A 25,843-nucleotide genomic window follows, 5' to 3' on the forward strand; every position below is an offset into this window, starting at 1 on the left:
GCGGGAATAACAAGAAAGTTATTGACCCGCAAATATATTGAGGCTTCTTTATGCACCAATGAAACAGGTGTACTGTCAATAAAAAAAGCGGCCGAAGCCGCTTCTTTACGATCAGTTCTGAGAAAGACTAAGCGCTCTCCGAACGCCCTCTACTGGGGCGGCGTCTCGGCGCTCTTTGCGGTTTCTGTCCATCATTACCGGCGGACTCAGCGCTGCGCCCGCGACTATTGCCACCGGTACGTTTCCCGGCATTGCCTTTACCTGCGGGTGCATTGCTATTGCGGCCAGCACTTCCACGCCCTTCTGACTTGCCGCGCCCACTGCCGCGATTACCTCGACGCTCATCGCTATTGCCTCGCACCTCGCGCCTTCCCTCCTGGGTGCGGGAATCCCCCCCCGAGCGCTTATTGGCTCCAGACTTTGGCTGGCTGCCCCGCTTGGGATTACCGGATGCGGGTAGCTGGTGATCCGGTTCAAAGGCTTCGATTTCCTCGCGCGGTATCGGCTTGCCAATCAATCGCTCAATATCGCGAAGCTGCTTAATCTCATCGGCGCTAACAAGAGATACCGCCTGGCCCTGAGCCCCCGCACGCCCTGTCCGACCAATACGGTGGACATAGTCTTCAGGTACGTTGGGCAGATCAAAATTCACTACCTGGGGCAACTGATCAATATCGATACCTCGGGCGGCGATATCGGTCGCAACGAGGATCTGTACCTTGCCCGCTTTAAAGTCCGCCAGGGCCCGGGTTCTGGCATTTTGACTCTTGTTGCCGTGAATAGCCGCTGCCAGAATGCCATCCCCTTCGAGCTGCTTCACCAGCCTGTTGGCCCCGTGCTTGGTACGGCTAAATACCAGAGCTTGATGCCAGTTATTTCCCCTGATTAAGTGACTCAACAGTTTTGTTTTTCGAGCCTTATCCACAGGGTGTAATTTTTGGCGCACGGTCTTGGTGGTGGAGTTACGTGGACTAACATCGATCTCCAGCGGATCTTTTACCAAGCCTTTAGCCAGCTGGCGAATATCCGGGGAGAAAGTTGCAGAGAACAGAAGGTTCTGGCGCTTAGCCGGCAAGATCTTCAGCACGCGCTTGATATCGTGGATAAAACCCATATCCAGCATACGGTCTGCTTCATCCAGCACCAAAGCCTCCAGGCGATCGAAACGGATTGCCCCTTGATTGTGCAGGTCCAAAAGGCGCCCGGGAGTAGCCACCAAAATATCGGCTCCACCGCGCAGGCGGGAGATTTGCGGGTTTATTTTCACCCCACCAAATACAACGGCGTGGCGCATGGGCAGGTACTGGCTATAGCCCTGTACATTATCAAATACCTGAGCGGCCAGCTCGCGAGTTGGTGTCAGCACCAATGCGCGTACCTGTCCTTTCCTGGCGCGCTCCCCTTGGCTAAGACGGTGCAGCAGAGGCAAAGTGAAGCCCGCAGTCTTACCGGTGCCAGTCTGGGCCGCCGCCATAATATCGCTGCCCTTCATAACCGCCGGGATAGCCTGTGCCTGGATTGGCGTAGGCGCGGTGTATCCCTGCTCTGCAACGGCACGGGCAATCTCCTGGGCAAGGCCCAGATCTTCAAACAACATAAACAAACCTCGAACTGCGCCGCAGGCGCAGGCAAACACACTCACTCCCCAAAGGGAGTGAAGAGAGAAATCGGAGTCGACATCGGGAGCCTGTATAGCCCCCAGCGTGTACAGCCGTCTGATCGCCGGTACTCTTTACCGGCGCGCGGCATTCAGTAGAAATTTCCAGGAAGAATTTTTGACAAGTTCCGGAGGGGTTACCGGTGGATCACCGGTCTACAAATGACGCAGCTGAGAAAAATCAGCGGCGCTACTATACCACACAAAGGCTGACTGTGTAGTTTCACCGATCAATCTCCCCTGCATTTATGAGCTGCTAGCGCTCGATTGCGGGAGTAACACCCCCTGATCTACTGCATAGTTTTACCTTCCCTGCGCAAACGTCTATCTTTGAGGTACCCCAGTCACTGGTAAGCAAAAGTATTTTAAACAGGCAGGAAAGGAAACCTTATGTCACCCAACAACAGTGTGGATGCAGAACACCAAGTTGAGCTGATCACCCTTAACAATGGACGTAAAGTCTCAATTCGCCCCATCTGTGGCAGTGATGGCCAGCTTGAGAAAGAATTAATTGAACAATTATCTCCCGAGACGCGCCGCGATCGCTTTATTGGCGGAAACTGTAAAGCCAGTCAAAAACTATTGGAGCTACTTACAGACAACGACCATCATATTCACGAAGCCTTTATCGCGCTGTACAACGACGATAAAGCCCAGCGGGCCATCGCTATCGCCCACTATGCACTAGATGACGATGGACGCGCTTGTGAATGCGCCATTGTAGTGAGCGATGATTGGCAGGGGGTGGGACTGGGGCGCTTAATGTTACAGCGTTTGATTAGCTGCGCGCAGGATCAGGGGCTTGAGAGAATCTATTCGATTGAATCGGCACAGAATAAACGAGTCGACAGCTTTGCAAAAGCGATGGGCTTTACCTGTAAGGCCGATGTTAAGGACTATACCCTGCTCACTTACACACTTGAGCTAGAAAAAAATCTTAAAGCCAGTGATTTTACCCACAAAGAGGAAAGTCCCCGAATAAACTTGGAATAAATTTTAAACACCAAATCTTTACCCCAGAAGCAGAATTTATTTCAGCGCATGAAACAGGCACCTTTTAGGGCCTGTTTCTTTAAATCTCAAGACTTTAACTTGCCGATTAATTCCCTTTTACTGACAACTACTCAATGGGTAAGGCCACCCGTTCAAATAAGCCCCGTTCAGCAGAGAATGAAAGCGCCACAGAGGTTACTTTCCCCATAACTCTAGACTCATCTACCATTCCCCAATATCTTGAATCCAAGCTATTATTGCGATGATCACCCATCACAAAGTATTTACCTTCAGGAACAGCAAAACTTTTCTCAAAATAGGGCACACTTCTATCTTTACTCAATTTGAATCGGTACTCAGCGTCGTCAATAAATTCTTGGCCCAAAATCCCTGCATCTGTTGAATCGGTAAGCTGCCGCACAACCAAATCGCCATTGATATAAATATTCTCACCCTCGATATGCAGATTGTCTCCGGGCAATCCGATCACCCGTTTAACATAGAGCTGATCTGTATGAGGCGGTATAAAAGTAATAATATCGCCGCGATCTGGACTCCCCCATAACGCAACCCGCTTATTTAATAGGGGAACTGTCGGACCATAACTCATTTTATCGATCCAGAGAAAATCACCGGGGTAGATTGTGGGCTCCATTGACTCGCTAGGCACAAAAGACCAATCCGCACATACCGTCCTGAAGCAGCACATTAAAAGTACAAATACCAAAAATCCTCGGCTGTTCCTTATGATTTTTCTAATATCAAATCTGCTCATTTATTATGCTCCACTCCATGAAAACGCCATTGATACGGTGGCCAGCCACTAACGCTCTTGCCTTCACTTATCAAGTACGCAACTTGGGCAGCAACATGCCCCTTAAGTTCAAAATTACAATTAATTCTGCCTATAGTTAAGTATCCTCTAGGCCTATCGCCGAAGCCTTTTTCACCAAAGCGAAAGAAATGTACCATCTATTTATTATCCTAAAACTTAACAGCCCCTAAAATAAGCTCACAAACTGATCAGCAAATATATTTATCTTGATTAGCCCATCTATCTGCGGGCTATAAATCGGGCGATGTATAAAAGCAGCGCGATATTCCTCTTTAATAATGAATCTATGCCTAAACTGTTGATAAAAATTTCCGCCCTCTCGGCGTATAAATCAATATGAATAAGAATATCCCCTCCAAACTGCCACTGTTGATCGATGGAGAGTGGGTTCAATCCAGCTGCTCTGAATGGCTGAACGTCACCGACCCGGCAACCGGCGAGGTTCTTACCCGGGCACCACTAACGACTCAAGAAGAATTAGGCCAGGCGATAAGCTCCGCCAGGGAAACCTTCAACCCGTGGCGAGATACGCCGGTGACCGCGCGCGCGCGCATCATGCTGAAGTACCAGGCGCTGCTAAAAGAAAACCAAATATTGCTGGCCGAGATCCTCAGTAAGGAGACCGGCAAGACATTTGAGGATGCCAAAGGGGATATCTGGCGCGGTATCGAGGTGGTTGAGCATGCGGCCAATATCGCCTCGCTTATGATGGGTGAGACCGTGGAGAATGTCGCCAATACCATCGATTGTTACTCCTATCTACAACCCATTGGCGTTTGTCTAGGAATCACCCCGTTTAATTTTCCCGCAATGATTCCACTGTGGATGTTCCCAATGGCAATTGCCTGTGGAAATACCTTTATCCTGAAACCCTCTGAACAGGACCCCATCACGCCGTGCAAGTTAGCAGAGCTGTTTATTGAGGCCGGGGCTCCAGCTGGCGTTTTACAGGTTGTACACGGTGGGCGAGAACAGGTGGATTTTTTGCTCAAACAGGCAGATATCCAGGCGATCTCCTTCGTTGGATCGGTCCCTGTGGGCCGGCATATTTACCAGACCGGCACCCAAAATTTAAAGCGTGTCCAAGCATTTGCCGGCGCCAAAAATCATATGGTGGTGATGCCCGATGCCAATAAGGCGGCGGCGATCAATAATATTGTCGGCTCATCCATCGGGGCTGCGGGACAGCGCTGTATGGCTATTTCCGTTGCCGTACTGGTTGGAGAGACCCAGCAATGGGTGGATGATATTAAAAATACCATGTCCACCATCAAGCCCGGTCACTGGAAAGATGCTCAAGCAGGCTTCGGCCCGCTAATTTCAGCGGCTGCTCGTGAAAGGGTATTGGGCTATATCGCCCGGGGCAAAAAAGAGGGGGCCCGCTGCGTTTTAGATGGCTCGGCTATTAGCGTTGAGGGATTTCCCCATGGCCACTGGGTGGGGCCCACCTTATTTGCCGATGTTACCCCGGATATGTCGATCTACACCGATGAGATTTTTGGCCCGGTGCTGTGCCTGGTGAATGTCGACTCCCTGGAAGAAGCTATCCACCTTATCAATAACTGCCCCTATGGTAATGGCACCTCAATATTCACTGCCAGTGGCGCTGCCGCACGCAAGTTCCAGCACGAAATACTCGTCGGGCAAGTCGGCATTAATGTCCCGATTCCAGTACCGCTGCCTTTTTTCAGTTTTACCGGCTGGCGAGCCTCTTTCTATGGCGATCAGCACGCTTATGGCAAACAAGCGGTGCGCTTTTATACCGAAACCAAAACCGTGACTGCCCGCTGGTTTGATAGCGATATTGAGCATGCAGAGCACACCAATCTAACCATACAGCTCAAATAATTTTAATCGGGAGAGCAGCATGGCTAAAACAGTCGCATTTTTGGGGTTGGGCCATATGGGTGCCCCCATGGCCAGCAACCTGGTTACCGCAGGCTTTACCGTTAAAGGCTTTGACCCGGTGACCGAATTACTGGACGCCGCTGTAGAGAGTGGCGTTGAAAAATGTTTATCCCCCCGGGAATCTGTCGATTGCGCAGACTTTGTGGTGAGTATGCTGCCCAATAGCGCAGCGGTAGAGTGTCTGTATATTGATACCGACAAGCTACTTGAGAGTATTGCCCGTGACAGCCTGGTTATTGACTGCTCCACGATTGCGGCAAATAGTGCCAAACGGCTGACTCACGAGGCCCAGATCAAAGGTATTCACGCGATTGAAGCTCCGGTATCCGGGGGCGTGGCGGGGGCCAGCAAAGGAACCCTAAGTTTTATGTGTGGGGGCGACGCCGGTGATGTAGACAGGGCCCGGGAAGTTCTCGAACCAATGGGTAGCAATATTTTTTATGCCGGCGCCGCAGGTGCCGGTCAAACCGCCAAAATTTGTAACAATATGCTGCTGGCTATCCAGATGATCGGCACCGCTGAAGCCCTACAAATGGGTGTAGATAACGGACTCGATCCCAATGTGCTCTCCGAGATTATGGTAAAAAGCTCCGGGGCCAATTGGTCCCTGCAAAATTATAACCCCTACCCCGGAGTCATGCCCGAAGCCCCTGCGAGTAAAAACTACAGCGGTGGCTTTATGGTAAAACTGATGTGTAAGGATCTGGGCCTAGCCCAGGAAGCCGCCACTCACAGCAAGAGCTATACGCCCTTGGGCTCAATGGCGCGCAACCTGTATGGGATTCTCAGTTTGAGAGGAGGCAGCGATTTGGATTTCTCCTCTATCCAGAAGTTATTTCAAACGGTGGACTAAGGTGCAAGTTGTCCACTTCTGTACAGCGCTAGCTCCGAGTTACGGCTGTAATACCTTGCCGAGAATGCGAATCTCACGAACCTGATCCCAGTCTTTGGCAAAGTAGAACTTTTGTTTGCGCCCCGCCTTACTGGGAACCGTGATTTCCATAGGGTTTCCTTTGCCATTAAACAGGTTGCTGGCATAGCCATCGTGATCAATAACAATCACCGACTCGGAACTATTCAGATCGATTAATCTTACCGGGAAATCATTTTCGTTTTTGAAACCCACTTCCACATAACAGCCATGCTCCTCGGCGGCAGTCACGGCGATAACATCGGCCTGTAAATACTTATCGAGATCCTCCAGCGTATTGATCAAAATAGCGCCGTCGGTACTTTGGCCTGATTTGCGTCCGTCAACGACTCCCTCACTGGCTCCATCCACCAAGTTTTTACCAAAGCTGACGATGCTAGACATCACCGATTTTGCCGCTTCCGCCACCCCACTTTCCTGCTCTTGCGTATTTTGCTGTGCAAAAGCGGAAGAGCATAAAAGCAGACCGGTCACTAAAATCGCTCTTCGCACTGATATCTCCATATCTTTTCCTATCGTTTCGGGAAAGCCAGCCCTGCTTGGCCGGCTTCGATTGGAGATATTAGCAAAAGAAATATTGCTTGGAAAAATAATCCGTGTGCAAACAATTCCAAACTGGGACTACGGCTCCTGCCCTGTCGCTGCAATTTGAACTTCTCGAATATTCACATGCTGGGGCTGCGAGTACATAAATATTGCGGTGCGGGCGATATCCTCTGCACTAATTGCCCCACCAATGGATTCTTTCCACTGCTGGTAGGCTTCAATAATTTCTGTGGAGGTCGTGTGGCTGAGTAATTCCGTTTCTACCGCGCCGGGGCATATCGTCATAACCCGCACTCCGCTGGACGCCACCTCCTCGCGCACGGTTTCCCCAATGGCAGAGACCGCATATTTGGTACCACAGTACGCGGCATGATTGAGAAAGGTTTTTACACCGGCGATAGAGCTGATATTGATAATAGTCCCGCCACGGCGCGCTTTCATCCCCTCCAAAACCGCCTGCATACCGTTGAGCAGGGCCAGCACATTCACATCAAACATCTGCCGCCATTCCTCGGGGTTCTGGGTTTCAATGCGCCCCAATAGCATTTGCCCAGCATTGTTCACCAGACAGTCAACGGGGCCATATTGCGCCTCTGCTTCACGAATTGCTTCGCGCAGAGCCGCGCCATCGGTGACATCTACTTTTTTACACAGGGTATTTGGCAGGTCTAAAGCTTCCAGTTTTTCCACACGTCTCGCCAACAGCAATAGTGGGTGCCCAGCAGCAGACATATGCTGGGCAATAGCGGCACCAATACCTGAACTGGCTCCGGTAATAACAACGAGTGGCTTGGACATAGGGTTTCTCTCCTTAAACGAGGCATCCCAATAGATAGTGTTGTTTGAGTGGACTCAGTATAAGAATTCCAACTACCATGATTAGCCCAACCAATCGGAAAACATTGTTTGGTTTTTATGAACAATCTTTCATGGCGCGCTATTCGCGCCTTTATCCTGGTCGCCGATGCCGGGAGTTTTACCGCTGCGGCAAGAGAGAGCGGCTTCTCCAAGGCCAATTTGAGCCAGCTGGTCACCGAGCTGGAAACAGCGCTGGATATACAGCTCCTCTACCGAACCACAAGACAGCTGCGCCTAACCGAGATTGGCGAGGGCTACTATTTGCGCTGCAAACAGGCTCTACAACAGCTGGATTCCGCCGCTGAATGGGCCTGCGAATCCAAGGGGGGGCAAGAGGGGACTATCCGTATCAATGCGGTTGGCGGTGTTATTGGGGAGGACTTGATTGCACCACTGGTAATCCGCTTTCAGCAAGCCAACCCCGGGGTTAGGGTTCACCTGGACTTCTCCAGTACGCGCGTAGATCTCATTCAAGACCAATACGATTTGGTCATTCGCATGGGTAGCCTGCCGGATTCCTCACTGGTCGTGCGCAAGCTTCACACCATCAAAACCCGCTATGTGGCCAGCCCAAATTTCCTCAAGGAGTATGGCCCCATCGAGCAACCCGCTGACCTGGCATCTGTGCCACTGATTTCTGGCAGTGTGGATCAGTGGCTGCTGACCCGGGGGCAAAATCAGCAAATCGTACAGGTGGAAAACAGCATCAAGCTGATCAGTGGCCGCGCAATGCACCGCGCTGCACTCGCCGGCCTCGGGGTTACCCGGCTGGCAGATATCTATGTTCAGGCAGACATCGCCAGTGGGCGCCTGGCTGAAATCCTACCGGGCTGGTCTGAGTCTACCGAGCTATCCATGGTGTGCCCGCCGCTGCGCCACCAGCTCTCACGAGTACGCAATTTGATGCAGTGGCTCAAAGAGGGGTTTGGCAGTGCCTATGCCCAAGCCTTAGCGGAAAGCCCTGCGGCATAAACTGCCAAGCCTAGACTATCTCATCCTCTTCAAGCCGGGCTGCTGGAAAAGTATTTTCCTCAGTTTTTTCCTCTACCGGGGAAGGCACTCCGGCGCTATCTCTATTATCGATAAATGGATAAATACAAAAAATAACCGCGAGCAAAACCCAAAAAGCCGTTCCCTGTGCAACGGGTACGATTAAATAAAGGCTAAATTCATTAAAACCATTGAGACTGCCAGAAATATAAGCTGCTGTTCCCCCCAGTCCCACCAAAAGCGGAATGGTATAGGGCATAAAATGTATCCAGGTACCCTGCAAGTCTTTTGACATACGCTCGCACCAGTTCAGCATAAAAGGGAGGGGGAAGTTCGCCAGTAAAATTCCCAGCGAGACCTCCAACACACCAATCTGCCAGTGGGAGAGAAAGGAAAAATAGGCAAAAATTAGTAGGTTAAGGCAAATACACAGCCAGAGAAGAACTCTAAAAAACGACAAGGTGATTCCTCCATGAAAGTTGGCACTAATTATTTAAATGATTAGTTTATCCCAGGGCCTAATCCGCTATTGGGGCTCCCTCGGATTGCCTGATCACCTTCAGTTCCGCCGCAGACAGTGCCTTATAGCCGCGCAAATAGGGCCAGCCGTAGCCCCAGCGAAATGGGGTGGGCAAAAAAGGAGTACCTCCAACCCGGACCCCCATCAGCATCATCCGGGCAATTTCCTCCTCCCCGGTTGCCGCCACACATAACGCCAAGTCTTTATCCGCCCGCTTGCGCTCCCCGTACGTGCCCCCTTTCCAGTAGGCGTAATCATGGGCAGTACAGCAATCGAGCCACAATTCCCGCTGTTCCACCGTTCCATTGGGAAATACGCTGCAACCGTCAGTGCTAAACGGCGCTATTTCCCGCGCAGAGACCTCCGCCGCCAATAAAACAATAATGAATAACCCGCGATACATCACTTTTACCCATCGCTCGAGATAAATTTACCGGCCAAAGAGGCCTTGCAGTAACTCTGTGCCGCCCCGACAAGCTCCGCGATTAGGTACAGCTCGCCCTAGGGGATTAGAAGCACCCGGAATATACCCCGCTTGCCATTAGTGTCCAATAGACACATAATTGCCGCAGATGGCGATACAAGCCCTGGAGAGGCCGGGGTTTACGCCCAGCAAGGAGCTTGCTGCTATGACCCAGCACTACGATTTTGCCGTTTTTATCGGTCGATTCCAGCCATTCCACAGCGGACACCTGAAAGTCGTCCAGTGCGGATTAGCTCAGGCCGACCACCTGATCATCCTGATTGGCTCTGCGAACCAGCCCCGCAACCCCCGCAATCCCTGGACCCATCAAGAGCGGGAGCAATTTATCAGGGAGAGCTTAACCGAGAGCGATAACAAACGCCTGACCTGTCTGCCGTTAATGGATGTGCCCTACAACGATGAGCTGTGGGTGCGCAATGTACAAAACTCTGTAAACGGCATAGTGACGGCCCACCATGCGATTCCGCACAAACCGCCCACCATTGCCTTAATTGGGCACCACAAAGACCAGAGCGGTTTTTATCTCAATCTTTTCCCCCAGTGGGACTCCCTGGGGGTAGAGAATCACAATGAAATCAGTGCAACGCCTTTTCGAGAGGCGCTCTTTACCGATAAGGCGGATAGCCTGCTGGAAACACTCAGCCGGGAAAACCAATTACCTGCGGGCACTATTGGCGCCTTAAGGGCGTTTATCGACAACAACCCCGCCTACGGTGAAATGCGTGAGGAGATGGCGTTTATCCAACGCTACCGATCCTCTTGGGCCGCCGCCCCCTACCCACCCACTCATGTAACAGTCGACGCTGTAGTGGTCCAATCTGGCCATATCCTACTTATAGAGCGACGGGCTTTTCCCGGGCGCGGCTTATGGGCGCTGCCCGGCGGTTTTATCGATCCCGGCGAGCGACTGATCGATGCCTGCCTGCGGGAGCTGCGAGAGGAAACACGCCTGAAGGTCCCCACTCCGGTCTTGAAAGGGTCTATTCGCCGACAGGATGTGTTTGACGAGCCCTATCGCTCAGCGCGAGGGCGGACTATCACTCACGCCTATTACATAGAGCTAGCGCCCAGTCAGCAGTTGCCCAAGGTTAAAGGGGCCGATGACGCTCGCCATGCTCGCTGGGTCCCTCTCGCCGAGCTGGACCCCCAGCAGCTATTCGAAGACCACTACTACATCATTCAATCCCTGCTCGGCGGTGCCTAAGTAGGCCAGAGGTGGCTCTTGGCCACCTCTGGCAACTCCAATACGCTGGCTTTAGCACTCACCCATCAACGAAAACTATCAGCAAAAAAATGTACAGCAGCCCTTGACATATTAGTATCCAAAGGACACTATAAGATCAGTTAGTGACCTTTAGACCATAAATAAAACCCGCACTGGGCACGGGAAAGACCGGTGCCGACAACCCCTCACGGAGGATTTCCGCGATGACTCACTACAATCCCATTCTGAATGTCGACAGCTACAAGACCAGCCACTACCTCCAGTACCCGGAGGGAACCCAGTACGTCAGCAGCTATATCGAAAGTCGGGGTGGCCAGTTCAAAGAAGCCGTTTTCTTTGGCCTACAGGCATTTATCAAACAGTACCTGACCACACCAATCACTGCGGAGCATATCGACGAGGCGGAGGAGCTCTGCCTGGCCCACGGCCTGCCCTTTAACCGGGAGGGATGGGAATATATTCTGCAAGAGCACCGGGGCTACCTGCCCATTGAGATTCAAGCGGTTGCCGAGGGCAGTGTTATCCCCACAAAAAATGTCTTGGCCCAGGTCGTCAATACAGACCCCCTGTGCTTCTGGCTAACCAGCTATATCGAAACCGCCCTGCTGCGCGCGGTGTGGTATCCCACAACTGTTGCCACCCAGAGCCGCGAAGCCAAGAAAGTCATTCAGCGGTATTTGCTGGAAACGGCCGAAAACCTCGAGTCACTGCCATTCAAATTACATGACTTTGGCGCACGCGGTGCCAGCAGTGAGGAAACCGCAGCGATTGGCGGTCTCGCCCATTTGGTCAATTTCCAGGGTACCGACACCATTGCCGCCGTGCTCGCCGGCCGCCGCTACTACGCAGCCCCGATGGCTGGATTCTCAATACCCGCCGCTGAGCACAGCACCATGACCAGCTGGGGGCGCGAACAGGAAGCCAACGCCTATGAAAATATGTTGGCGCAGTTCGGCGGTGACAATCGCCTGGTTGCCGTAGTAAGCGACAGCTATGACCTGTGGAGTGCCATTGAAGATATCTGGGGTGGGGAATTAAAAGATAAGGTAGAAAATAATGGCGGCACCCTGGTAATACGCCCAGACAGCGGCGATCCCGTCGATATCGTCACTCAGACCATCGAGCGCTTAATGCGAATCTTCGGTGCGAGTATTAACAGTAAGGGCTACCGGGTACTTCCTGATTTTATTCGGGTCATCCAGGGTGACGGGATTTCTCTACACACGATTGAAGCTATTCTCAGCGCGATGAAGGTAAGAAAACAGAGCGCTGAAAATATTAGCTTCGGCATGGGTGGCGAGCTGTTACAAAAGGTTAACCGGGATACCATGAAATTCGCCATGAAGGCCAGCGCAGTTAGAGTAAACGGCCTGTGGCGGGATGTGTACAAAGATCCCGCCACCGATAGCGGCAAGCGCTCTAAAAAAGGACGCTTGGCCCTGGTATATCGCCAAGACGGAACCCCCTATACGATTCGCGAACAGGATATTGGCGACCGCACCAACCTACTGGAAACCGTCTATCGCAACGGCCAACTGCTGATCAAACAGAATCTGGAAGCGATCCGGGCGCGAGCGGTTATTGTGGAGGAGTAAGGGGGGATTGGCTGCTGCCAGATAAAATTATTTTCTAAATATTTTATCTGGCAGCTTTTTTGGCGAGCTTGCAGTAGCAAGCTCGCTTCCATTTATAGAACATTTCCCAATAAAATCCAGCCACGACTAAGAAGTTAGCCGATCTAATAATTCAAAAAAATACATCATCACAATTCTAAATTTCGCACAAATTTATGCCCTGCAGAATTCTCACTCAATCGATAGAGCGCTGCGGGCCGGCCTTTTTCTGAGCGCTTTTCACCGGTATCCACCAGCAGATTTGCCTGCTCAATTCGCCGACGGAAGGATTTTTTTTGTAGCGGTTTGCCAATAATTGCCTCGTGTACCTGCTGCAATTCCGGCAGGGTGAATTTTTCCGGTAATGCAAAGGCTGGCACAATTGAATAGAGCGCTTTTTGCACCAAGCGCTCATGGGCGCGACGGATAATCTCTAGATGATCAAATGCCAGGGACAACTGACATACCTGAGAATAAGGCAGCCAATCGACATCTGCGACACTGTCAATTGCACTCGCGCAGCGCTGGTGCGCAATCAGCGCGGTATAGGCAACCGTAACCGACCAACCGCGCCTATCCCTGCTCGGCCCCCCAAAAGTGTAAAGCTGTTCGATATACGGCGGTATCACAGCTGTCTTTTCTTGTAGCTTGCGGATAACCGTTGCCTCCAAACTGCTATCTTCCGCTTCAGAGACAAATCCCCCGGGCAGGGCCCATTTTCCTTTCTCCGGGTGAGCGGAGCGCTTCACCATTAGCACTTTGAGAGTGCTCTGGTGATAGGTGAACAGAACCGCATCCACAGTCACTAGAGGAGCGTCAAAATTACGCTTCTCGTAGCGAGCTATATAATCATTTTCATTCATAGTGAGCAATAAGTATCGTTTAGACACTTAGTTTAACTCGAAGGCCCCAACAGGATAAAGTCATTGACCGCATTCAAGCTTCGGACGCGTCAATTTCCTCCTGCAATTTTTCCAGGTCATCCAGAATTCTCAGAAATTTTTGCCCGAACTCTGTCACCTTATACTCCACGCGAGGAGGTATCTCGGCATAGCTGATTCGCTCCAGTATCCCGAACTCTATATTTCTGCGCAGGCACTCATTCAGGACTTTAGTGGTCAATCCCTCCACGCTGCGCACCATCTCACCCGGCCGATTGATCCCTCCGGCCAAAAGCTGATAGACCGTAAGAGACCATTTACACCCATAGATAGTCTCGACCATTCTGGCACTGCTCTTCGGTGGACACTTTCGAGCTAGCATTTTTTCCTCTATTTTCATCAATACTTACCAAAAAGTAACTAGTGCACCATTTTGTGCTTACTTTTCAACCTAGCCGCTTCTTTTCTAGACTCCACTCATGTTATGAGCCTATCTCAGTGAGGAAATAATATGAGCGACTCAAGCAAAAGACCAGATTCTACCGAACAACAAGAAGTGGCCTTAATCGTTGGCGGCTCCAGTGGCATGGGTCTTGCCACGGCAAAGCTGCTGGTGAAACAGGGAATCCACACAATTATTATCGGTAATAATCGCAATAAACTGGAGCAGGCCCTCAGCGAACTAATACAGCTCGGTTCTGCGGAGTTCTTCCAGGCCAATCTTTATCAGCAAGACGACATCAACCGTATTATCGAATATATTCGCTCCAGTGATTATCACTTCAAATATTTGGTTAACGCTGCCGGCTACTTTAACCCCACACCCTTCCTTGAACACACTCGGGCGGACTACGACACCTATCTCGACCTCAACCGCGCCACCTTCTTTATCAGTCAAGCGGTGACACGCAATATGGCCAGTAACAGTGGGGGAAGTATTGTCAATATCGGTTCTATGTGGGCCAAGCAGTCTGTAAAAGCGACCCCCTCCTCAGCCTACTCCATGGCAAAAGCCGGCTTGCACTCGCTCACCCAACATATGGCAATGGAACTGGCCGAGCACAATATTCGGGTCAATGCGATTTCCCCTGCGGTAGTCAAAACCCCAATTTATGAATCTTTTATCGATCCGGGGGAAATAGACCAAACACTTGCTTCCTTCAACAGTTTTCACCCTATTGGCAGAGTTGGTATACCCGAGGACATCGCTAATGTTGTAGATTTTCTCTTAAGCGATAAAGCAAGTTGGGTAACAGGAGCCATTTGGGACATTGATGGCGGGGTAATTGCTGGGAGAAACTAGAATATCAAAATGCCCGGATAGCAGTATTTTATTCGGGCTAAATTTGGATAAATTCCTGCACTGCAACTCCTGCTAAAGAAATTTTATTAGCTAAAACTCTAGATATATTGCTGCTCTAGGAAAATCTTTTGATTTACCTGAGCAGCCTCTCACCCATACTTAGAATAAAGCTTTCTCAAATTTATATTGAACGTATTCCATTCGATCTAGATTAATGATAACAATACCATTTAAACTAAAATAACTAACAACACTTCGGACAGTTTTAGCCCAGCAACCCTGCGGCTTACAGCCATACAGGTCAGTTATCGGCAGCTCTGGGCCACCTTAGACCTTTGATAAAGTAAGCCTCGGTAAGCTGTAATCTCATAAGTTAAGAGCACCAGCTTTCTAAAACTGTCCGAAGTGTTGAACTAACTTTATACGTAAATACAAATTATACAGCCCAATTAATAAATATAGACCGCTCCTGCAGATTCAGCTTCATTGCTCTCAGGATTTGCGAACAAACCACTATCGGCACCATCTTCACCAACCGCTCCTACTGCTAAATTATCTCCATCTCCACTTAGTGCAACAGAGCCACCAAAAGAGTCTCCCGAGTCTGTGTTGCTCGCCTTAATATAAGCTTCGCTAGACCAGTCTACACCATTAAATATATAGATATAAACGGCTCCTGATTTAAGTAAAGAATTGTCTGTATTATCTCCAAACAATCCTTGACTATAGCTACTCTCTCCCCATGCCCCCACGGCTACAAGGCTACCATCATCACTTATCCTTACTGCCTCACCAAACCTATCAGAGCTATCAGTATTAGCAGCTTTCAAATAGGCAGTTTGCTGCCAAGCGTTTTCTTTTCGAGAAAAAATGTATACAGCGCCACTGTCAAATCCATTTTGAGTATCCTGATTTTCAGTAGATCCATTTTGTAATGGGGCACCAACTGCTAGAGTTTGCCCATTACCACTTAAATTGAGCGAGAAGCCAAACCAATCACCAACGGCAGCATTACTAGCCGATATCTTACCATCCCCTACCCAGGAATCACTGTCTAACCGGTATAGATAAACGGAACCTGCTTCCGCATTATCAGCATTAGCTCCAACTGCGAGTGAAGCTCCAGCATCATCAAGGCTTATCGAAGCACCAAAACCTAACCCCGTAGAACTGTCAGCAGCCTTAATATAGGCATGCTGTGACCAAACTCCCTCCTCATTACGGAACACATATACCGCTCCAGAATCTTCAATAGCATCGCCAGATTCGCCATCAAGACCACCATCTTCACTGGGTGCGGTTACCGCTAAAGTAGAACCATTCCCGTTAAGGCTAAGGGCATAACCAAATAGGTCATTATTTCCTTGATTACTTGCTTGAAGTCGGGCGCTATGGGCCCAACCTTCATTACTTCGAGAATAAATATGAACAGCACCCGCAGCAACGTTATCATTTTCCCCATTCTCCTTGAATGCCCCTACTGCAAGCGTATAACCATCATCGCTAAGGCTCAATGCAGTTCCAAACTCTGCAGCTTCTTGAGGATCTGGAGACTTAAGGTAGGCTTGCTGTATCCATTCACCATCTTCCCGAATAAAAATATAAACTGCTCCTGAATCAGATGTCAGGTTATCCTCTTGGCCACCACCACTATCTTCGAGAGGAGCACCCACTGCAAGCAAATTACCATCATCGCTAATTGCTAGATCCCAACTAAACAGATCGCCAGCATCAGTATTACTAGGTTTAAAATAACCGATACTGCCTATCACATCCTGATCAATTGCTATGGTTTGAGAATCGACACATCTATATTCATTACAGGTTTGCAATAAGTATCGGGCATTAAGTTTTTTGAATAATGGCACCACTAATTCAATGTGCTCTTTTTTTGGCGCAATAGGATTTCCTATAGGCTCAAACCCAGAGTGACCATCAGCATTTTCAAATAACTGATAATAAGTTGCCCCAGAAACATCACTCCAGCGAAAGGTTAGCGTTTTAGGTTTCTCATAATGGATCTCCATGGCAGCTGCTGTAAGCTCGCCACCAGTGTCTGGATCATCTCCCCCACTCGAAGACCCATTGCACCCTGAAAGATATGCACTAAATATCAATATTGCTACGTTGATATTAAACTTCATCCTATATTTCCCTTATAGGTCATTGTATTTCTTAAAAATGTATAATTCTTGATACTGGAGAAAATAAAATTTCTATGCTTAACACAGACAATGCGAAGCCTCTCTATTGTTTTGCAACGAACTAAGTGCAGGTATAAAAAACCTACAAAAATAGCTGCTTGCACATTGCAAACATGTTTCAGACCTATATTTTAAGATTTTTCTACAATAGCAACCTATTTGTCACACCACACTAGAATCATTATTCTTAGCGCCAAAATGTATCCAGCAAAAAGCTCTACGGAAAATAAAATTAAATGCGCACCTTGATGCACTGATATTTCCAGAAAGCCTACAAGATTCACGCGATAAAGTGAACTTTTTTAGATGAAAAGAGTTTTTCCTATTTAGATAAAAAGAGTTTTTCCTCATAAATTAGAACAGGAGTCTCAAAAAAATCAAACTTAAAGTCTTAAAGTTTATAGGAATCTGTCCGAATTTTAGGGTATATTTTTATGAAAAAATATGACTCACCATTTCTTGAATAACTATTAACCCGGCGGACCAATAGTTCTTTATGCTGCATATTTATTTGACTTATGCTGAAAATAGGAAGCCACGCGCGCGGAATTTTTCTATAGTATTCTCATATGAGAAAGTACTTTATTTTTCAACCTTTTCTCAGATCGTACTGAAATCCCACTATGTACACCCCTTTAAGGTCGCAGCTTAAATATTCATCTGTATTCAATTCAGATGAATACAATGACAAATAAAATATCTCTATTTCATTCTTGTGTTCTGACAGCCAAGCTTTAACCACTCGAGCATGATGCACTCTAAGGTTGTCTAGTATGAGATAAACTTTGCGACCTAATATTTTGATTAATCGTTTAAGAAAGCCAATTAATCTGTCAGCATTCATACCCCCTTTGTAAATTTGAAAGCGCACTGTTCCTTGATTTGTAATCGCTGAAATCATATTGAGTAAAGCTCGCTTTGCATTTAGCTTCACAATGGGCGTTTTCCCTTTTCGCGCATAACCCCGCTTATGCTGACAATCACCGAGAATGCCCCTTTCGTACACTGTTTAATATCCGAACAATCTTCTTCCACCAATTTTTAAAGGCTTTAAGATTTTACTCATAGGCCCGCCTGGCGGGATTCTGAGGTGTAAAATTCCAGCATTTCAGATAATCACCGACGGTGTGGATTGGTATTTTATGCTATATTCATATTCAATTAGCTCCATGACAGCCTTACGTGTCCACAGAGCGCAGTTAAGCTTGAGCTGATCCGGCTGTTCATCTACGATTTTTTTGAAATTGCTTTTCTTGCTCTATCGTTAGCCTACGATTCATCCCTTCTGGATAGCCGCGTTTTTAGCGACGAATGCCTCGAAGCCACCCGATTTGCAAGAATTGCCCTAATTTTGTACAGTTCGCCAGGAAACATCCAGTGTCCGCGCAATTCCTACTATAGGCTCACATGGTTAATAACAGCCTTGGGGCCTGACCGCTACCACTGTTATTTCAACGAGCACATCACCTTCTAGCTCTACACCTAAACATGCTCTTTGTGGCCAATGTTCTTGATTTTGACCAATCCACGTACACCAAGCCTCATCCATTTGCGACTTCTCATGCATTCTAGCAATATACACTTGAGCCGAAAGTATATTCTCCTTACTAGTGCCAAGCTCTTTCAAATTCTCGGATATTACTTTAAGAGCCTGCCGCGTTTGCTCTTTTGTCCCTACATCCGTATCCGGCGAAGTGGCGACAGAGAAAACTAAATCTTTGTACACAGAAGACTTATTTCTTCCTTTATATATTCCAGCTACTCGTTCAATCATGACACAACTCACCTTTAAGTAAACGGCTAAAAATACTTAGCTATACCAGTGTGTCCAGCGAAATAAAACCAAGTATTTTATAACCGATGTATTTTTTATTCTACGTTTTTCCAACTTCTAGCTAGGCTGATAGCCTGCCGCAGAATAGGCCAATCCAATAAGCTCTCCTGGTAATCGCCTGCGTTACCTCGAAAAGTTATGCCATAGACTTTTAATCTAAAAGCAAGTATGGAATAGAATGCATCTACAACCCCAGCTGATTCAAACATATAGGGTAAATTAGCTTTTTCAAAAATAGACTCAACCCTTGCCAGTTCATCTCTAATATCATTGTTGAGTTTTTTTAATGGCTCCACTTGATTTAAAGTAAATGGACAATTAGCCCTAACATTCATAAAGCCAGAATGCAACTCTGAACACAAGCTTCGTGCTAAAGCTCGCTCATAGGGATGTTCAGGGTAAAGAGCACCTTCAGAGCATTCATTAAAATACTCTGCAATTGCCAGTGAATCGTGGATATTTATATTGCCGTTATTTAGCGTTGGAACAAGGCCAGTCTCCGAATGTTTGAAAACTTCAGCTTTGTAATCGCGGCCTGTCAAATCAATTACATTAACCTCGACGTTTAATTGAGCTATTTGACTACACATCCAAGCTCTTAATGACCACGTTGAATCAGTACCAACAGTTAATTCCACAATTAAAACTCCTAAGTCGAATTTTTTGAGGCGTATAACACTAAGACTGTGCTTTATACACATCATTTAAGTCTATTTGAAGCCTCCTCTGCCTCCATATCATGATCTGCATTCAGCCCTGAAATGCATCCCCCTTTAGCTTGCTAACAAATAAATTCGCGTACCAATTTTTGTTCCGAATAATGGCTCTACTTAAAGTCTCAACCTGTAATATGGTGCCAACTTTGTTACACCTGAGACCCTATGAGTAATTCCACAACACCTCTACGAATTTAAAGGTTACAGGTATTAGGTATTAGGTATAGCTAACCGAAAATGAGCGCAGCTCTCTGTGTGAACTGCAATGTAACCGTTATGCAGGCAAGGGCCTGCACAGGACTTGCAGATCGATTCACAGAATTATCCAGAGGCTCCAAGTTACCTCTAATTGCTTTAATTCGTCGGTTGATTGCCCTATAACATTAGGGTTATCTGAGGATACGCGGGGGAGTGGATTCCTAACACTCACTGTCATCGATTAAATGAAACAGTAGAGTTAGATAAATATCAATTTCAAATCATAAAGTGCTGCCTGCAGCGCTCCAAATGGTTGCCTTAATAAACTAAGGCAACCATTTAAAAAAACCAGAGAACAAGCTTGAAACTTAGCCGATCTCGGCCAGATTCCCTTTACTCTCCAGCCACTGCTTGCGATCTCCCGCCCGTTTTTTCGCCAGGAGCATATCCAGCAGTTGGTTGCTATCGTCCCCGGAATCGACATAGAGCTGCACTAAGCGGCGGGTGTTGGGATCCATCGTGGTTTCACGCAACTGCATGGGGTTCATTTCACCCAAGCCCTTAAATCGAGTTACCTGAATCTTGCCCTTTTTCTTCTCCGCAGTGATGCGATCGAGAATACCCTGCTTCTCGGACTCATCCAGTGCGTAGTAAACATCCTTGCCGATATCTATGCGGAACAGCGGGGGCATAGCGACATAAACATGGCCATTGGTTACCAGCGGTCGGAAATGTCGCAAGAACAGCGCACATAATAGCGTGGCAATATGCAGACCATCCGAGTCGGCATCGGCCAGGATACAAACCTTGTTGTAACGCAGCCCTTCCAACTTATCACTACCCGGGTCTACCCCGAGCGCCACAGCAATATCATGTACCTCCTGGCTGGCGAGAATTTCCCCGGAGTCGACTTCCCAGGTATTCAGGATTTTACCGCGCAGCGGCATGATGGCCTGGAATTCCCGGTCTCGCGCCTGCTTGGCAGAACCACCGGCCGAGTCCCCCTCCACCAGGAAGAGCTCAGAGCGCGAGGTATCGCCACTGGAGCAATCTGCCAGTTTGCCCGGCAAGGCGGGCCCCTGGGTGACTTTTTTACGCGCTACTTTTTTCGCCGAGCGCATGCGCTTCTGCGCGTTGCCAATACAGAGCTCTGCGAGCTTGTCGCCCTCTTCCGTGTGCTGGTTCAGCCACAAGCTGAATGCATCCTTGGCGACACCGGAAATAAACGCCGTCGCCTCGCGGGAGGAGAGCCTCTCTTTGGTCTGGCCGGAGAATTGTGGGTCGGCCAGCTTGGCAGAGAGCACGTAAGAACACTGGCTCCAAATATCTTCCGGCCCCAATTTAATACCACGGGGCAGCAGGTTGCGAATCTCGCAATACTCCCGCATCGCCTCCAGCAAGCCGGCTCGCAAGCCGTTGACATGGGTTCCGCCCTGCGCGGTGGGAATCAGGTTGACGTAGGATTCAGCGGTGACCTCGCCCCCCTCCGGCAGCCACTGGACAGCCCAGTCCGCCGCTTCGGTGGTGGCCGCAAAGCTGCCCACAAAAGGCTCTGCCGGCAGCACTTCCCAACCCTGGTTGGCAGCGGCTAAGTAGTCTTTGAGGCCATCTTCGTAATACCACTCGTCAGATTCACCGTCCTGCTCATTGATAAAGGTAACGGTGAGGCCGGGGCAGAGTACCGCCTTGGCGCGCAGCAGGTGTCGCAGGCGCACCACGGAAAATTTGGCCGAATCAAAATACTGGGGGTCCGGCAAAAAGCGCACACTAGTACCGGTTGTGCGCTTGCCGCACTCACCGATCACTTCCAGGTCGGAAGCTTTTTCACCGTCCTTAAATCCGATGCGGTGGACCTTAGCATCTCGCTGGATCGTGACTTCCAACACCTTGGACAGGGCGTTAACCACCGAGACACCCACGCCGTGAAGGCCGCCGGAGAACTGGTAGTTATCATTGGAGAATTTGCCCCCGGCATGCAGGGTGGAGAGAATAACCTCGACACCCGGCCGCCCCTGCTCTGGATGAATATCGACTGGCATGCCGCGACCGTTGTCGCTCACGGAGAGCGAGTGGTCCTTGTGCAGTACCACTTCAATCTTTTTGGCGTGCCCGGCGAGAGCCTCATCGACACTGTTGTCGATCACTTCCTGGGCCAGGTGATTTGGGCGTGCGGTATCGGTATACATCCCGGGGCGCTTGCGCACCGGATCTAGCCCCGTGAGTACCTCAATATCTTCGGCGGAATAATTAGCCATAGCTCTTATTGATTACTGCTCGTTAAATAGAAATTCGATGATGGGATCGCAATAGCGTGCGAACTCCTGGAAACTGTGATCACCACCGTCTTCAATAGTTTGGCGCTGTCCCTGGTAGAAATCCTGCGCATCGCGGTAGTCTAAAACTTCATCCCCACGCTGGGCGAGCAGCCAGTAACGGCTCTCCAGTGGCGCATCCAACTCTGCCTGTACCCGCTGCATGGTATCGACATCAACCTGGCTCAGGCAGAATGTCTCTTCTTCACCACTGTAAGGCTGTAAGGCCCTGCCCACATAGGCCGGAATAAAGCGCGCAGGACGCACTGCGGGATTGATCAGTGCCGCAGGCAATTGGAAGCGCTCGCCGAGGTAGGTACACCAGAAGCCACCCATGGAACTCCCCACCAGGCCTATCGGCCCCCGCTTCGGCTCCTGGAGGAAACCCTCTAACAGGGTGAGTAAAGACTGCTGTGCCCTGTCCGTATAGGGGGAGATCTGTGGCGCGCAGAAGGTAACCTGCGGGTAGTTAGCCTTGAGCCACTCCCGCATCAACTGACACTTAAAAGACTGTGGTGACGAAAGGAAGCCGTGCAGGTAAATCAGCAGCGGCCTTCCTTGAAGATCATGAGTTTGCATAGGCGGTGATTATAGCGCCCATATCGCCAATCGGGGGGCCGATGTAACCAGAAGCCGCAAACGCTGGTGAGTATTACAGCAGAGTGCGATTCAAACTGGCAAAGGCCCGCCGCATATCGATGCGCATATCGGCCCAGAAAGTGACGCTGGTAAAGCGCTCCAGGCGCCCAGCGGGGCCATAGGCAGCCAGATTCTCACCGATATCGCGCCGGTCGCGAAAGCGCATCACCGCATTGCCTTCGCGGTCGTAGAGGGTCCCCACCAGTACGCCGTAGGCACTCTGCTCGGTATAGATACGCCAGGTCCAGGGGGAGGGGTCTAGGGGCGCGGCCACGGAAAACTTCTCCAGAGACAGCGACAAGGTGTAATCCGCCTGCTGCGGGTCCTCTGTCACAGTGCTATTGCGTGGCGCGAGAAATTTCTCGGTAAAGGTTTTAGCCAGCAGTGCATTCATCTGCTGCATATCCTTCTCATCCAGCTCGTAGTCCTTTTCCCGGTAGCGGCTGCGCGCTACTGAGGAGAAACGCTTGGTGTAGTCGACTTTGACCGGGGCAATAAATACGCTGGCCCCACTGATATCAAACGCAAATGCCGCAGCGACCTCATCCAGGGTGCTGGACCTGGGAAGCAAGCCCAGGCTGTCTGTTTGTGCCGCCGGCTCAGGCTCTCCCCCCTCGCCGGACTGGTGCGCGCAAGCACCCACTAGTAGCGCCATACCCAGGAGCGGCAAAATAAATATTCTTTTCATTTTTCAATTCCTCACTTCCCGATGTTATCCGCTCAATCACCGCAGTAGCGGCAAAATACCCTTACAGTGAGGCGCACTACAACCAAAACCCCAGTACCTATTAACGTATTTTACCGGCCCACAACTACGGCGAGTGATCCCTACCCCCCGGATTTCATTGTACGGTGAGGGAACAAAGAAGATAAAGGTAACTTCCCTAAAGGGCCGCTGAGCAATGCCGCACTATTTACGCGGGTCTCGGCGGTGGCGGGGACCCAGCTCCTGCCAATTTGCAGGAACTGTGGCCCAGTAGCGGTGACTTTCAAAGCGCACCGCTTAGGACTTTCTCCGTATTGCGGAGTGATGCCGTGCTCGGTAAGGAGGGGGATTCAGTAGCCGGAAGACGCCAGATCGACGGAGTATTTTGAAACTGCCACGCGCTCTACCCCGGTCTGGTAACTGCCGTCATCGTATAGATCGAACCAACGATAGCCTGGCATTTCATCATCTACGGCAAAGGGCCCACTGCCCGGGGTAAATTGCACTGAAGTCGAGGGGGTTGCATGCAAGCCTACTCCGCCCTCACAGCTGTCAAACTGCTGGTGTACGTGCCCCCATACCAGCGCCTTCACCTGTGGTGCCTGGGCAACCATATGCAGCAACTGGTCGCGCCCATCGCGCAACATATGGCCGTCGATCCACTTGCTTCCCACCTGTACCGGCTGGTGGTGCATCATGATCATTACCGGATAGTCGCGGGTCTCCCACAGCAGCAACTGCAAGCGCTCCAGCTGTGCCTCGCTGAGGCCGCCACAGATTTGATTTTCAACACTGGTATCCAGCAGCAAAAGGCGCCAGTTGCCCAGGGCGACCACTTCGGTGTTGCGATGTGGGGCCAGCTGCTTCATGCGGGCGCTGACATCATGGTTCCCCGGTAGCCAATACCAGGGTTTTTGCACGGTGCGCATTTTTTGTAGAAAGCGGCGGTACGAAGCCTCGGCCCCGTTCGCACTGATATCTCCAGTGGCCACCACCATTTGCGCGGCCTGTTGCCTGGAAGCGATGTCAGATAGCACCTCATCCAGCGTATGCCCCGTATCCAGGCCCAGCAATTGATAATCTGCCCGGCTGCCGATATGTGGATCTGTTATTTGGATCAGACGATATGAATTGGTCTTATCAGACCTTTTAGGCTTGTTGTGCTCGCGAATCACTTGCTCACCTTGTAATCACATCCGTGTGTTCTACCGCAGAATTAAATTTTCCGACCATCCAGCACTAATTCAAATTCTGCGCGACCATTTGCAAGACAGTACTCAAGCCACTCACCGAGAAAGCGATTGGCCTGAGGTCTCTCATCTGCGCGCTGCATACGGGGATTTGGGTAGGTGGTGTCTACTCCTTTACCACCTACCGGCCCACGGCCATTGACTGCAATCACCTCAGCCATCCGCGCATCGTGGTACAGGCGCGCGGTCAAGTTGGGGGATTCCAGCCAGCGGCTCTCTCTGAGATTAACCTCTGCGTCCAGTAACACCTCAGTGGTATACTTGGAGCGGGTCACCACTCTCAGTTTTAGACTGCCACCAGGTATTTGGTAGCACCATTGCTCTCTCTCAGACAGCTCTGGGAGCAGCCTCAGCAGGCGCAGGTAATTAGCGTCGCAGTCGGCATGATAAGACGGTAAATCGACCCGATACACCGCCTTGCCGTTGCCATTTGGCGACATTCTCGTCTGCTTGCGTTGCCGCGCATCTGCCTCACCTACTAGAGCCATTATCAACACTCCGATTCAATTGCCGCCGTGATTCACCTCTCAGTTTGTCCCTCACGCGGGTAAAGTTGCGCAAATGACAGTGACCGATCAGGCAGCTGGCGTCTTATCAATTAAACGCGCCCGATTTAACTCTAGCCACTGTAGTGAAATCAGTGTGGCCGCATTGTCTATCGGGCTCTCTCCCGGTAAATAATCCCCCTGCATCGCCTCCACAATCCCCTGGCGTGGAAATACTCGCAGGCGGATATCTTCGTTTTCCTCAGCCAAGCCAAAAACGCCTTCAGCCCCCTCCAGGTCTACTAAAGCGCAATACAGGTGCATACGCTCAGAACTCCCCCCCGGGCTGGGGGTATAGCTGTGGATAAAGTGTAAATCCTGCACGCTGCACCCGGCTTCCTCCTGGACTTCTCTGCGCGCCACCGCCTCCAGGCTTTCCCCTTCTTCCACCATACCGGCAACCACTTCAAGGCACCAGGGCCCCGCAGAGCGCTCCAGGGCACCGATTCGGAACTGCTCGGTGAGAGCCAACCGATCCCGGGCCGGGTCGTACAGCAAGACCCCCACGGCCTCGCCCCGCTGAAACAGCTCGCGCTCTATCTCACCGCTCCAGCCCCCGCGAAACAAGCGGTGGCGCAGCCGCAGGCGCAGCATGGTAAAGAAGCCCTTAAATACGGTTTCCCTGGAGATTATGTCTACTGAGTCCGCAGCAAATTCCGGGGTTAAATCAGTTCGACTGTTATCTTGTGGCATGG

At 50.1% G+C, this 25,843-nt stretch carries 25 protein-coding genes; 7 read left to right on the forward strand and 18 right to left on the reverse strand.

What is annotated here, in order from left to right; genetic code table 11:
- Window positions 1–127: 127 nt before the first annotated feature.
- Window positions 128–1,597, reverse strand: a complete 1,470-nt coding sequence (locus ACJJIK_RS12905; protein WP_444928709.1) for a DEAD/DEAH box helicase — start codon at window positions 1,595–1,597, stop codon at window positions 128–130.
- A gap of 450 nt (window positions 1,598–2,047) precedes the next feature.
- Between ACJJIK_RS12905 and ACJJIK_RS12910 the strand changes: the two genes are divergently transcribed.
- Window positions 2,048–2,650 carry a GNAT family N-acetyltransferase gene (locus ACJJIK_RS12910; protein WP_444942974.1) on the forward strand — a complete coding sequence of 201 codons (603 nt, stop codon included), beginning with the start codon at window positions 2,048–2,050 and terminating at the stop codon, window positions 2,648–2,650.
- A 127-nt stretch (window positions 2,651–2,777) separates the two neighbouring features.
- On the opposite strand, the gene lepB is transcribed toward ACJJIK_RS12910, so the two are convergent.
- A complete protein-coding gene (gene lepB / locus ACJJIK_RS12915) occupies window positions 2,778–3,425 on the reverse strand; it encodes a signal peptidase I (RefSeq protein ID WP_444942975.1) in 648 nt (215 codons plus the stop codon).
- A 396-nt stretch (window positions 3,426–3,821) separates the two neighbouring features.
- On the opposite strand from lepB, the gene ACJJIK_RS12920 reads away from it, so the two are divergent.
- Complete coding sequence (locus ACJJIK_RS12920; protein ID WP_444942976.1) at window positions 3,822–5,333, forward strand: CoA-acylating methylmalonate-semialdehyde dehydrogenase; 1,512 nt, start codon at window positions 3,822–3,824, stop codon at window positions 5,331–5,333.
- 19 nt (window positions 5,334–5,352) lie between these two features.
- Entirely contained in the window at window positions 5,353–6,246 is an 894-nt protein-coding gene (gene mmsB, locus ACJJIK_RS12925) for a 3-hydroxyisobutyrate dehydrogenase (RefSeq protein ID WP_444942977.1), read from the forward strand.
- 39 nt (window positions 6,247–6,285) lie between these two features.
- Here the strand turns inward: mmsB and ACJJIK_RS12930 are convergent, their stop codons facing one another.
- Both ACJJIK_RS12930 and ACJJIK_RS12935 read right to left on the reverse strand, forming a co-directional pair.
- Window positions 6,286–6,816 (reverse strand): hypothetical protein, encoded by a 531-nt coding sequence (locus ACJJIK_RS12930; RefSeq protein ID WP_444942978.1) that lies wholly within the window; start codon window positions 6,814–6,816, stop codon window positions 6,286–6,288.
- A 129-nt stretch (window positions 6,817–6,945) separates the two neighbouring features.
- Entirely contained in the window at window positions 6,946–7,668 is a 723-nt protein-coding gene (locus ACJJIK_RS12935) for an SDR family oxidoreductase (RefSeq protein ID WP_444928715.1), read from the reverse strand.
- Window positions 7,669–7,785: 117 nt separating this feature from the next.
- On the opposite strand from ACJJIK_RS12935, the gene ACJJIK_RS12940 reads away from it, so the two are divergent.
- Window positions 7,786–8,700 carry a LysR substrate-binding domain-containing protein gene (locus tag ACJJIK_RS12940; RefSeq protein ID WP_444942979.1) on the forward strand — a complete coding sequence of 305 codons (915 nt, stop codon included), beginning with the start codon at window positions 7,786–7,788 and terminating at the stop codon, window positions 8,698–8,700.
- A gap of 10 nt (window positions 8,701–8,710) precedes the next feature.
- Here the strand turns inward: ACJJIK_RS12940 and ACJJIK_RS12945 are convergent, their stop codons facing one another.
- Together ACJJIK_RS12945 and ACJJIK_RS12950 are read right to left on the reverse strand one after the other, a co-directional pair.
- A complete protein-coding gene (locus tag ACJJIK_RS12945; protein WP_444942980.1) occupies window positions 8,711–9,178 on the reverse strand; it encodes a hypothetical protein in 468 nt (155 codons plus the stop codon).
- Between the two features lie 58 nt (window positions 9,179–9,236).
- Window positions 9,237–9,641, reverse strand: coding sequence for an FAD-binding oxidoreductase (locus ACJJIK_RS12950; RefSeq protein WP_444942981.1), 405 nt, complete (start codon window positions 9,639–9,641; stop codon window positions 9,237–9,239).
- A 169-nt stretch (window positions 9,642–9,810) separates the two neighbouring features.
- Here ACJJIK_RS12950 and ACJJIK_RS12955 point away from each other — a divergent pair, with 169 nt between their 5' ends.
- Together ACJJIK_RS12955 and ACJJIK_RS12960 are read left to right on the forward strand one after the other, a co-directional pair.
- On the forward strand, window positions 9,811–10,926 hold the full coding sequence (locus ACJJIK_RS12955) for a bifunctional nicotinamide-nucleotide adenylyltransferase/Nudix hydroxylase (protein ID WP_444928719.1): 1,116 nt from the start codon (window positions 9,811–9,813) through the stop codon (window positions 10,924–10,926).
- Between the two features lie 224 nt (window positions 10,927–11,150).
- Window positions 11,151–12,542: a nicotinate phosphoribosyltransferase gene (locus tag ACJJIK_RS12960; RefSeq protein ID WP_444942982.1), complete on the forward strand. Its 1,392-nt coding sequence runs from the start codon at window positions 11,151–11,153 to the stop codon at window positions 12,540–12,542.
- Between the two features lie 167 nt (window positions 12,543–12,709).
- On the opposite strand, the gene ACJJIK_RS12965 is transcribed toward ACJJIK_RS12960, so the two are convergent.
- Together ACJJIK_RS12965 and ACJJIK_RS12970 are read right to left on the reverse strand one after the other, a co-directional pair.
- A complete protein-coding gene (locus ACJJIK_RS12965) occupies window positions 12,710–13,423 on the reverse strand; it encodes an NUDIX hydrolase (protein ID WP_444942983.1) in 714 nt (237 codons plus the stop codon).
- 73 nt (window positions 13,424–13,496) lie between these two features.
- Window positions 13,497–13,823, reverse strand: a complete 327-nt coding sequence (locus ACJJIK_RS12970; protein WP_444942984.1) for a winged helix-turn-helix transcriptional regulator — start codon at window positions 13,821–13,823, stop codon at window positions 13,497–13,499.
- Between the two features lie 129 nt (window positions 13,824–13,952).
- On the opposite strand from ACJJIK_RS12970, the gene ACJJIK_RS12975 reads away from it, so the two are divergent.
- Window positions 13,953–14,744: an SDR family NAD(P)-dependent oxidoreductase gene (locus ACJJIK_RS12975; protein ID WP_444942985.1), complete on the forward strand. Its 792-nt coding sequence runs from the start codon at window positions 13,953–13,955 to the stop codon at window positions 14,742–14,744.
- Between the two features lie 449 nt (window positions 14,745–15,193).
- On the opposite strand, the gene ACJJIK_RS12980 is transcribed toward ACJJIK_RS12975, so the two are convergent.
- The 10 genes from ACJJIK_RS12980 to ACJJIK_RS13025 form a co-directional block, all read right to left on the reverse strand.
- Window positions 15,194–16,888: a histidine kinase gene (locus ACJJIK_RS12980; RefSeq protein ID WP_444942986.1), complete on the reverse strand. Its 1,695-nt coding sequence runs from the start codon at window positions 16,886–16,888 to the stop codon at window positions 15,194–15,196.
- A 649-nt stretch (window positions 16,889–17,537) separates the two neighbouring features.
- Entirely contained in the window at window positions 17,538–17,954 is a 417-nt protein-coding gene (locus ACJJIK_RS12985; RefSeq protein ID WP_444928725.1) for an IS630 family transposase, read from the reverse strand.
- Window positions 17,955–18,359: 405 nt separating this feature from the next.
- Window positions 18,360–18,722, reverse strand: a complete 363-nt coding sequence (locus ACJJIK_RS12990) for a Rid family hydrolase (RefSeq protein ID WP_444942987.1) — start codon at window positions 18,720–18,722, stop codon at window positions 18,360–18,362.
- Between the two features lie 95 nt (window positions 18,723–18,817).
- Complete coding sequence (locus ACJJIK_RS12995; protein WP_444928727.1) at window positions 18,818–19,420, reverse strand: glutathione S-transferase N-terminal domain-containing protein; 603 nt, start codon at window positions 19,418–19,420, stop codon at window positions 18,818–18,820.
- Window positions 19,421–20,064: 644 nt separating this feature from the next.
- Window positions 20,065–21,951, reverse strand: a complete 1,887-nt coding sequence (gene parE / locus ACJJIK_RS13000; RefSeq protein WP_444928728.1) for a DNA topoisomerase IV subunit B — start codon at window positions 21,949–21,951, stop codon at window positions 20,065–20,067.
- A gap of 12 nt (window positions 21,952–21,963) precedes the next feature.
- Entirely contained in the window at window positions 21,964–22,587 is a 624-nt protein-coding gene (locus tag ACJJIK_RS13005; protein WP_444942988.1) for a YqiA/YcfP family alpha/beta fold hydrolase, read from the reverse strand.
- 73 nt (window positions 22,588–22,660) lie between these two features.
- Entirely contained in the window at window positions 22,661–23,335 is a 675-nt protein-coding gene (locus ACJJIK_RS13010; protein ID WP_444942989.1) for a hypothetical protein, read from the reverse strand.
- 368 nt (window positions 23,336–23,703) lie between these two features.
- The gene (cpdA, locus tag ACJJIK_RS13015; protein ID WP_444942990.1) at window positions 23,704–24,528 is read right to left on the reverse strand and encodes a 3',5'-cyclic-AMP phosphodiesterase; all 825 of its coding nucleotides are present in this window, start codon (window positions 24,526–24,528) and stop codon (window positions 23,704–23,706) included.
- Window positions 24,529–24,569: 41 nt separating this feature from the next.
- Window positions 24,570–25,091 carry a DUF1249 domain-containing protein gene (locus tag ACJJIK_RS13020; protein WP_444928732.1) on the reverse strand — a complete coding sequence of 174 codons (522 nt, stop codon included), beginning with the start codon at window positions 25,089–25,091 and terminating at the stop codon, window positions 24,570–24,572.
- An 87-nt stretch (window positions 25,092–25,178) separates the two neighbouring features.
- Complete coding sequence (locus tag ACJJIK_RS13025) at window positions 25,179–25,841, reverse strand: NUDIX domain-containing protein (protein WP_444942991.1); 663 nt, start codon at window positions 25,839–25,841, stop codon at window positions 25,179–25,181.
- Window positions 25,842–25,843 lie beyond the last annotated feature (2 nt).

This window comes from Microbulbifer regidiadema (SeqCode) (genome assembly GCF_052466995.1).

Excerpts from the sequence above, each read along its gene's own strand:
- ACJJIK_RS12920 (WP_444942976.1), top strand. The coding sequence starts at position 3,822 with ATGAATAAGAATATCCCCTCCAAACTGCCACTGTTGATCGATGGAGAG.
- ACJJIK_RS12975 (WP_444942985.1), top strand. The coding sequence starts at position 13,953 with ATGAGCGACTCAAGCAAAAGACCAGATTCTACCGAACAACAAGAAGTG.
- mmsB (WP_444942977.1), top strand. The coding sequence starts at position 5,353 with ATGGCTAAAACAGTCGCATTTTTGGGGTTGGGCCATATGGGTGCCCCC.
- ACJJIK_RS13005 (WP_444942988.1), bottom strand. The coding sequence starts at position 22,587 with ATGCAAACTCATGATCTTCAAGGAAGGCCGCTGCTGATTTACCTGCAC.
- ACJJIK_RS12960 (WP_444942982.1), top strand. The coding sequence starts at position 11,151 with ATGACTCACTACAATCCCATTCTGAATGTCGACAGCTACAAGACCAGC.
- ACJJIK_RS12905 (WP_444928709.1), bottom strand. The coding sequence starts at position 1,597 with ATGTTGTTTGAAGATCTGGGCCTTGCCCAGGAGATTGCCCGTGCCGTT.
- ACJJIK_RS12935 (WP_444928715.1), bottom strand. The coding sequence starts at position 7,668 with ATGTCCAAGCCACTCGTTGTTATTACCGGAGCCAGTTCAGGTATTGGT.
- ACJJIK_RS12990 (WP_444942987.1), bottom strand. The coding sequence starts at position 18,722 with ATGATTGAACGAGTAGCTGGAATATATAAAGGAAGAAATAAGTCTTCT.
- ACJJIK_RS13020 (WP_444928732.1), bottom strand. The coding sequence starts at position 25,091 with ATGGCTCTAGTAGGTGAGGCAGATGCGCGGCAACGCAAGCAGACGAGA.
- ACJJIK_RS12970 (WP_444942984.1), bottom strand. The coding sequence starts at position 13,823 with ATGCTAGCTCGAAAGTGTCCACCGAAGAGCAGTGCCAGAATGGTCGAG.
- ACJJIK_RS12980 (WP_444942986.1), bottom strand. The coding sequence starts at position 16,888 with ATGAAGTTTAATATCAACGTAGCAATATTGATATTTAGTGCATATCTT.
- ACJJIK_RS12940 (WP_444942979.1), top strand. The coding sequence starts at position 7,786 with ATGAACAATCTTTCATGGCGCGCTATTCGCGCCTTTATCCTGGTCGCC.
- ACJJIK_RS13010 (WP_444942989.1), bottom strand. The coding sequence starts at position 23,335 with ATGAAAAGAATATTTATTTTGCCGCTCCTGGGTATGGCGCTACTAGTG.
- ACJJIK_RS13025 (WP_444942991.1), bottom strand. The coding sequence starts at position 25,841 with ATGCCACAAGATAACAGTCGAACTGATTTAACCCCGGAATTTGCTGCG.
- ACJJIK_RS12965 (WP_444942983.1), bottom strand. The coding sequence starts at position 13,423 with ATGAATGAAAATGATTATATAGCTCGCTACGAGAAGCGTAATTTTGAC.
- parE (WP_444928728.1), bottom strand. The coding sequence starts at position 21,951 with ATGGCTAATTATTCCGCCGAAGATATTGAGGTACTCACGGGGCTAGAT.
- ACJJIK_RS12950 (WP_444942981.1), bottom strand. The coding sequence starts at position 9,641 with ATGTATCGCGGGTTATTCATTATTGTTTTATTGGCGGCGGAGGTCTCT.
- lepB (WP_444942975.1), bottom strand. The coding sequence starts at position 3,425 with ATGAGCAGATTTGATATTAGAAAAATCATAAGGAACAGCCGAGGATTT.
- ACJJIK_RS12955 (WP_444928719.1), top strand. The coding sequence starts at position 9,811 with ATGGCGATACAAGCCCTGGAGAGGCCGGGGTTTACGCCCAGCAAGGAG.
- ACJJIK_RS12910 (WP_444942974.1), top strand. The coding sequence starts at position 2,048 with ATGTCACCCAACAACAGTGTGGATGCAGAACACCAAGTTGAGCTGATC.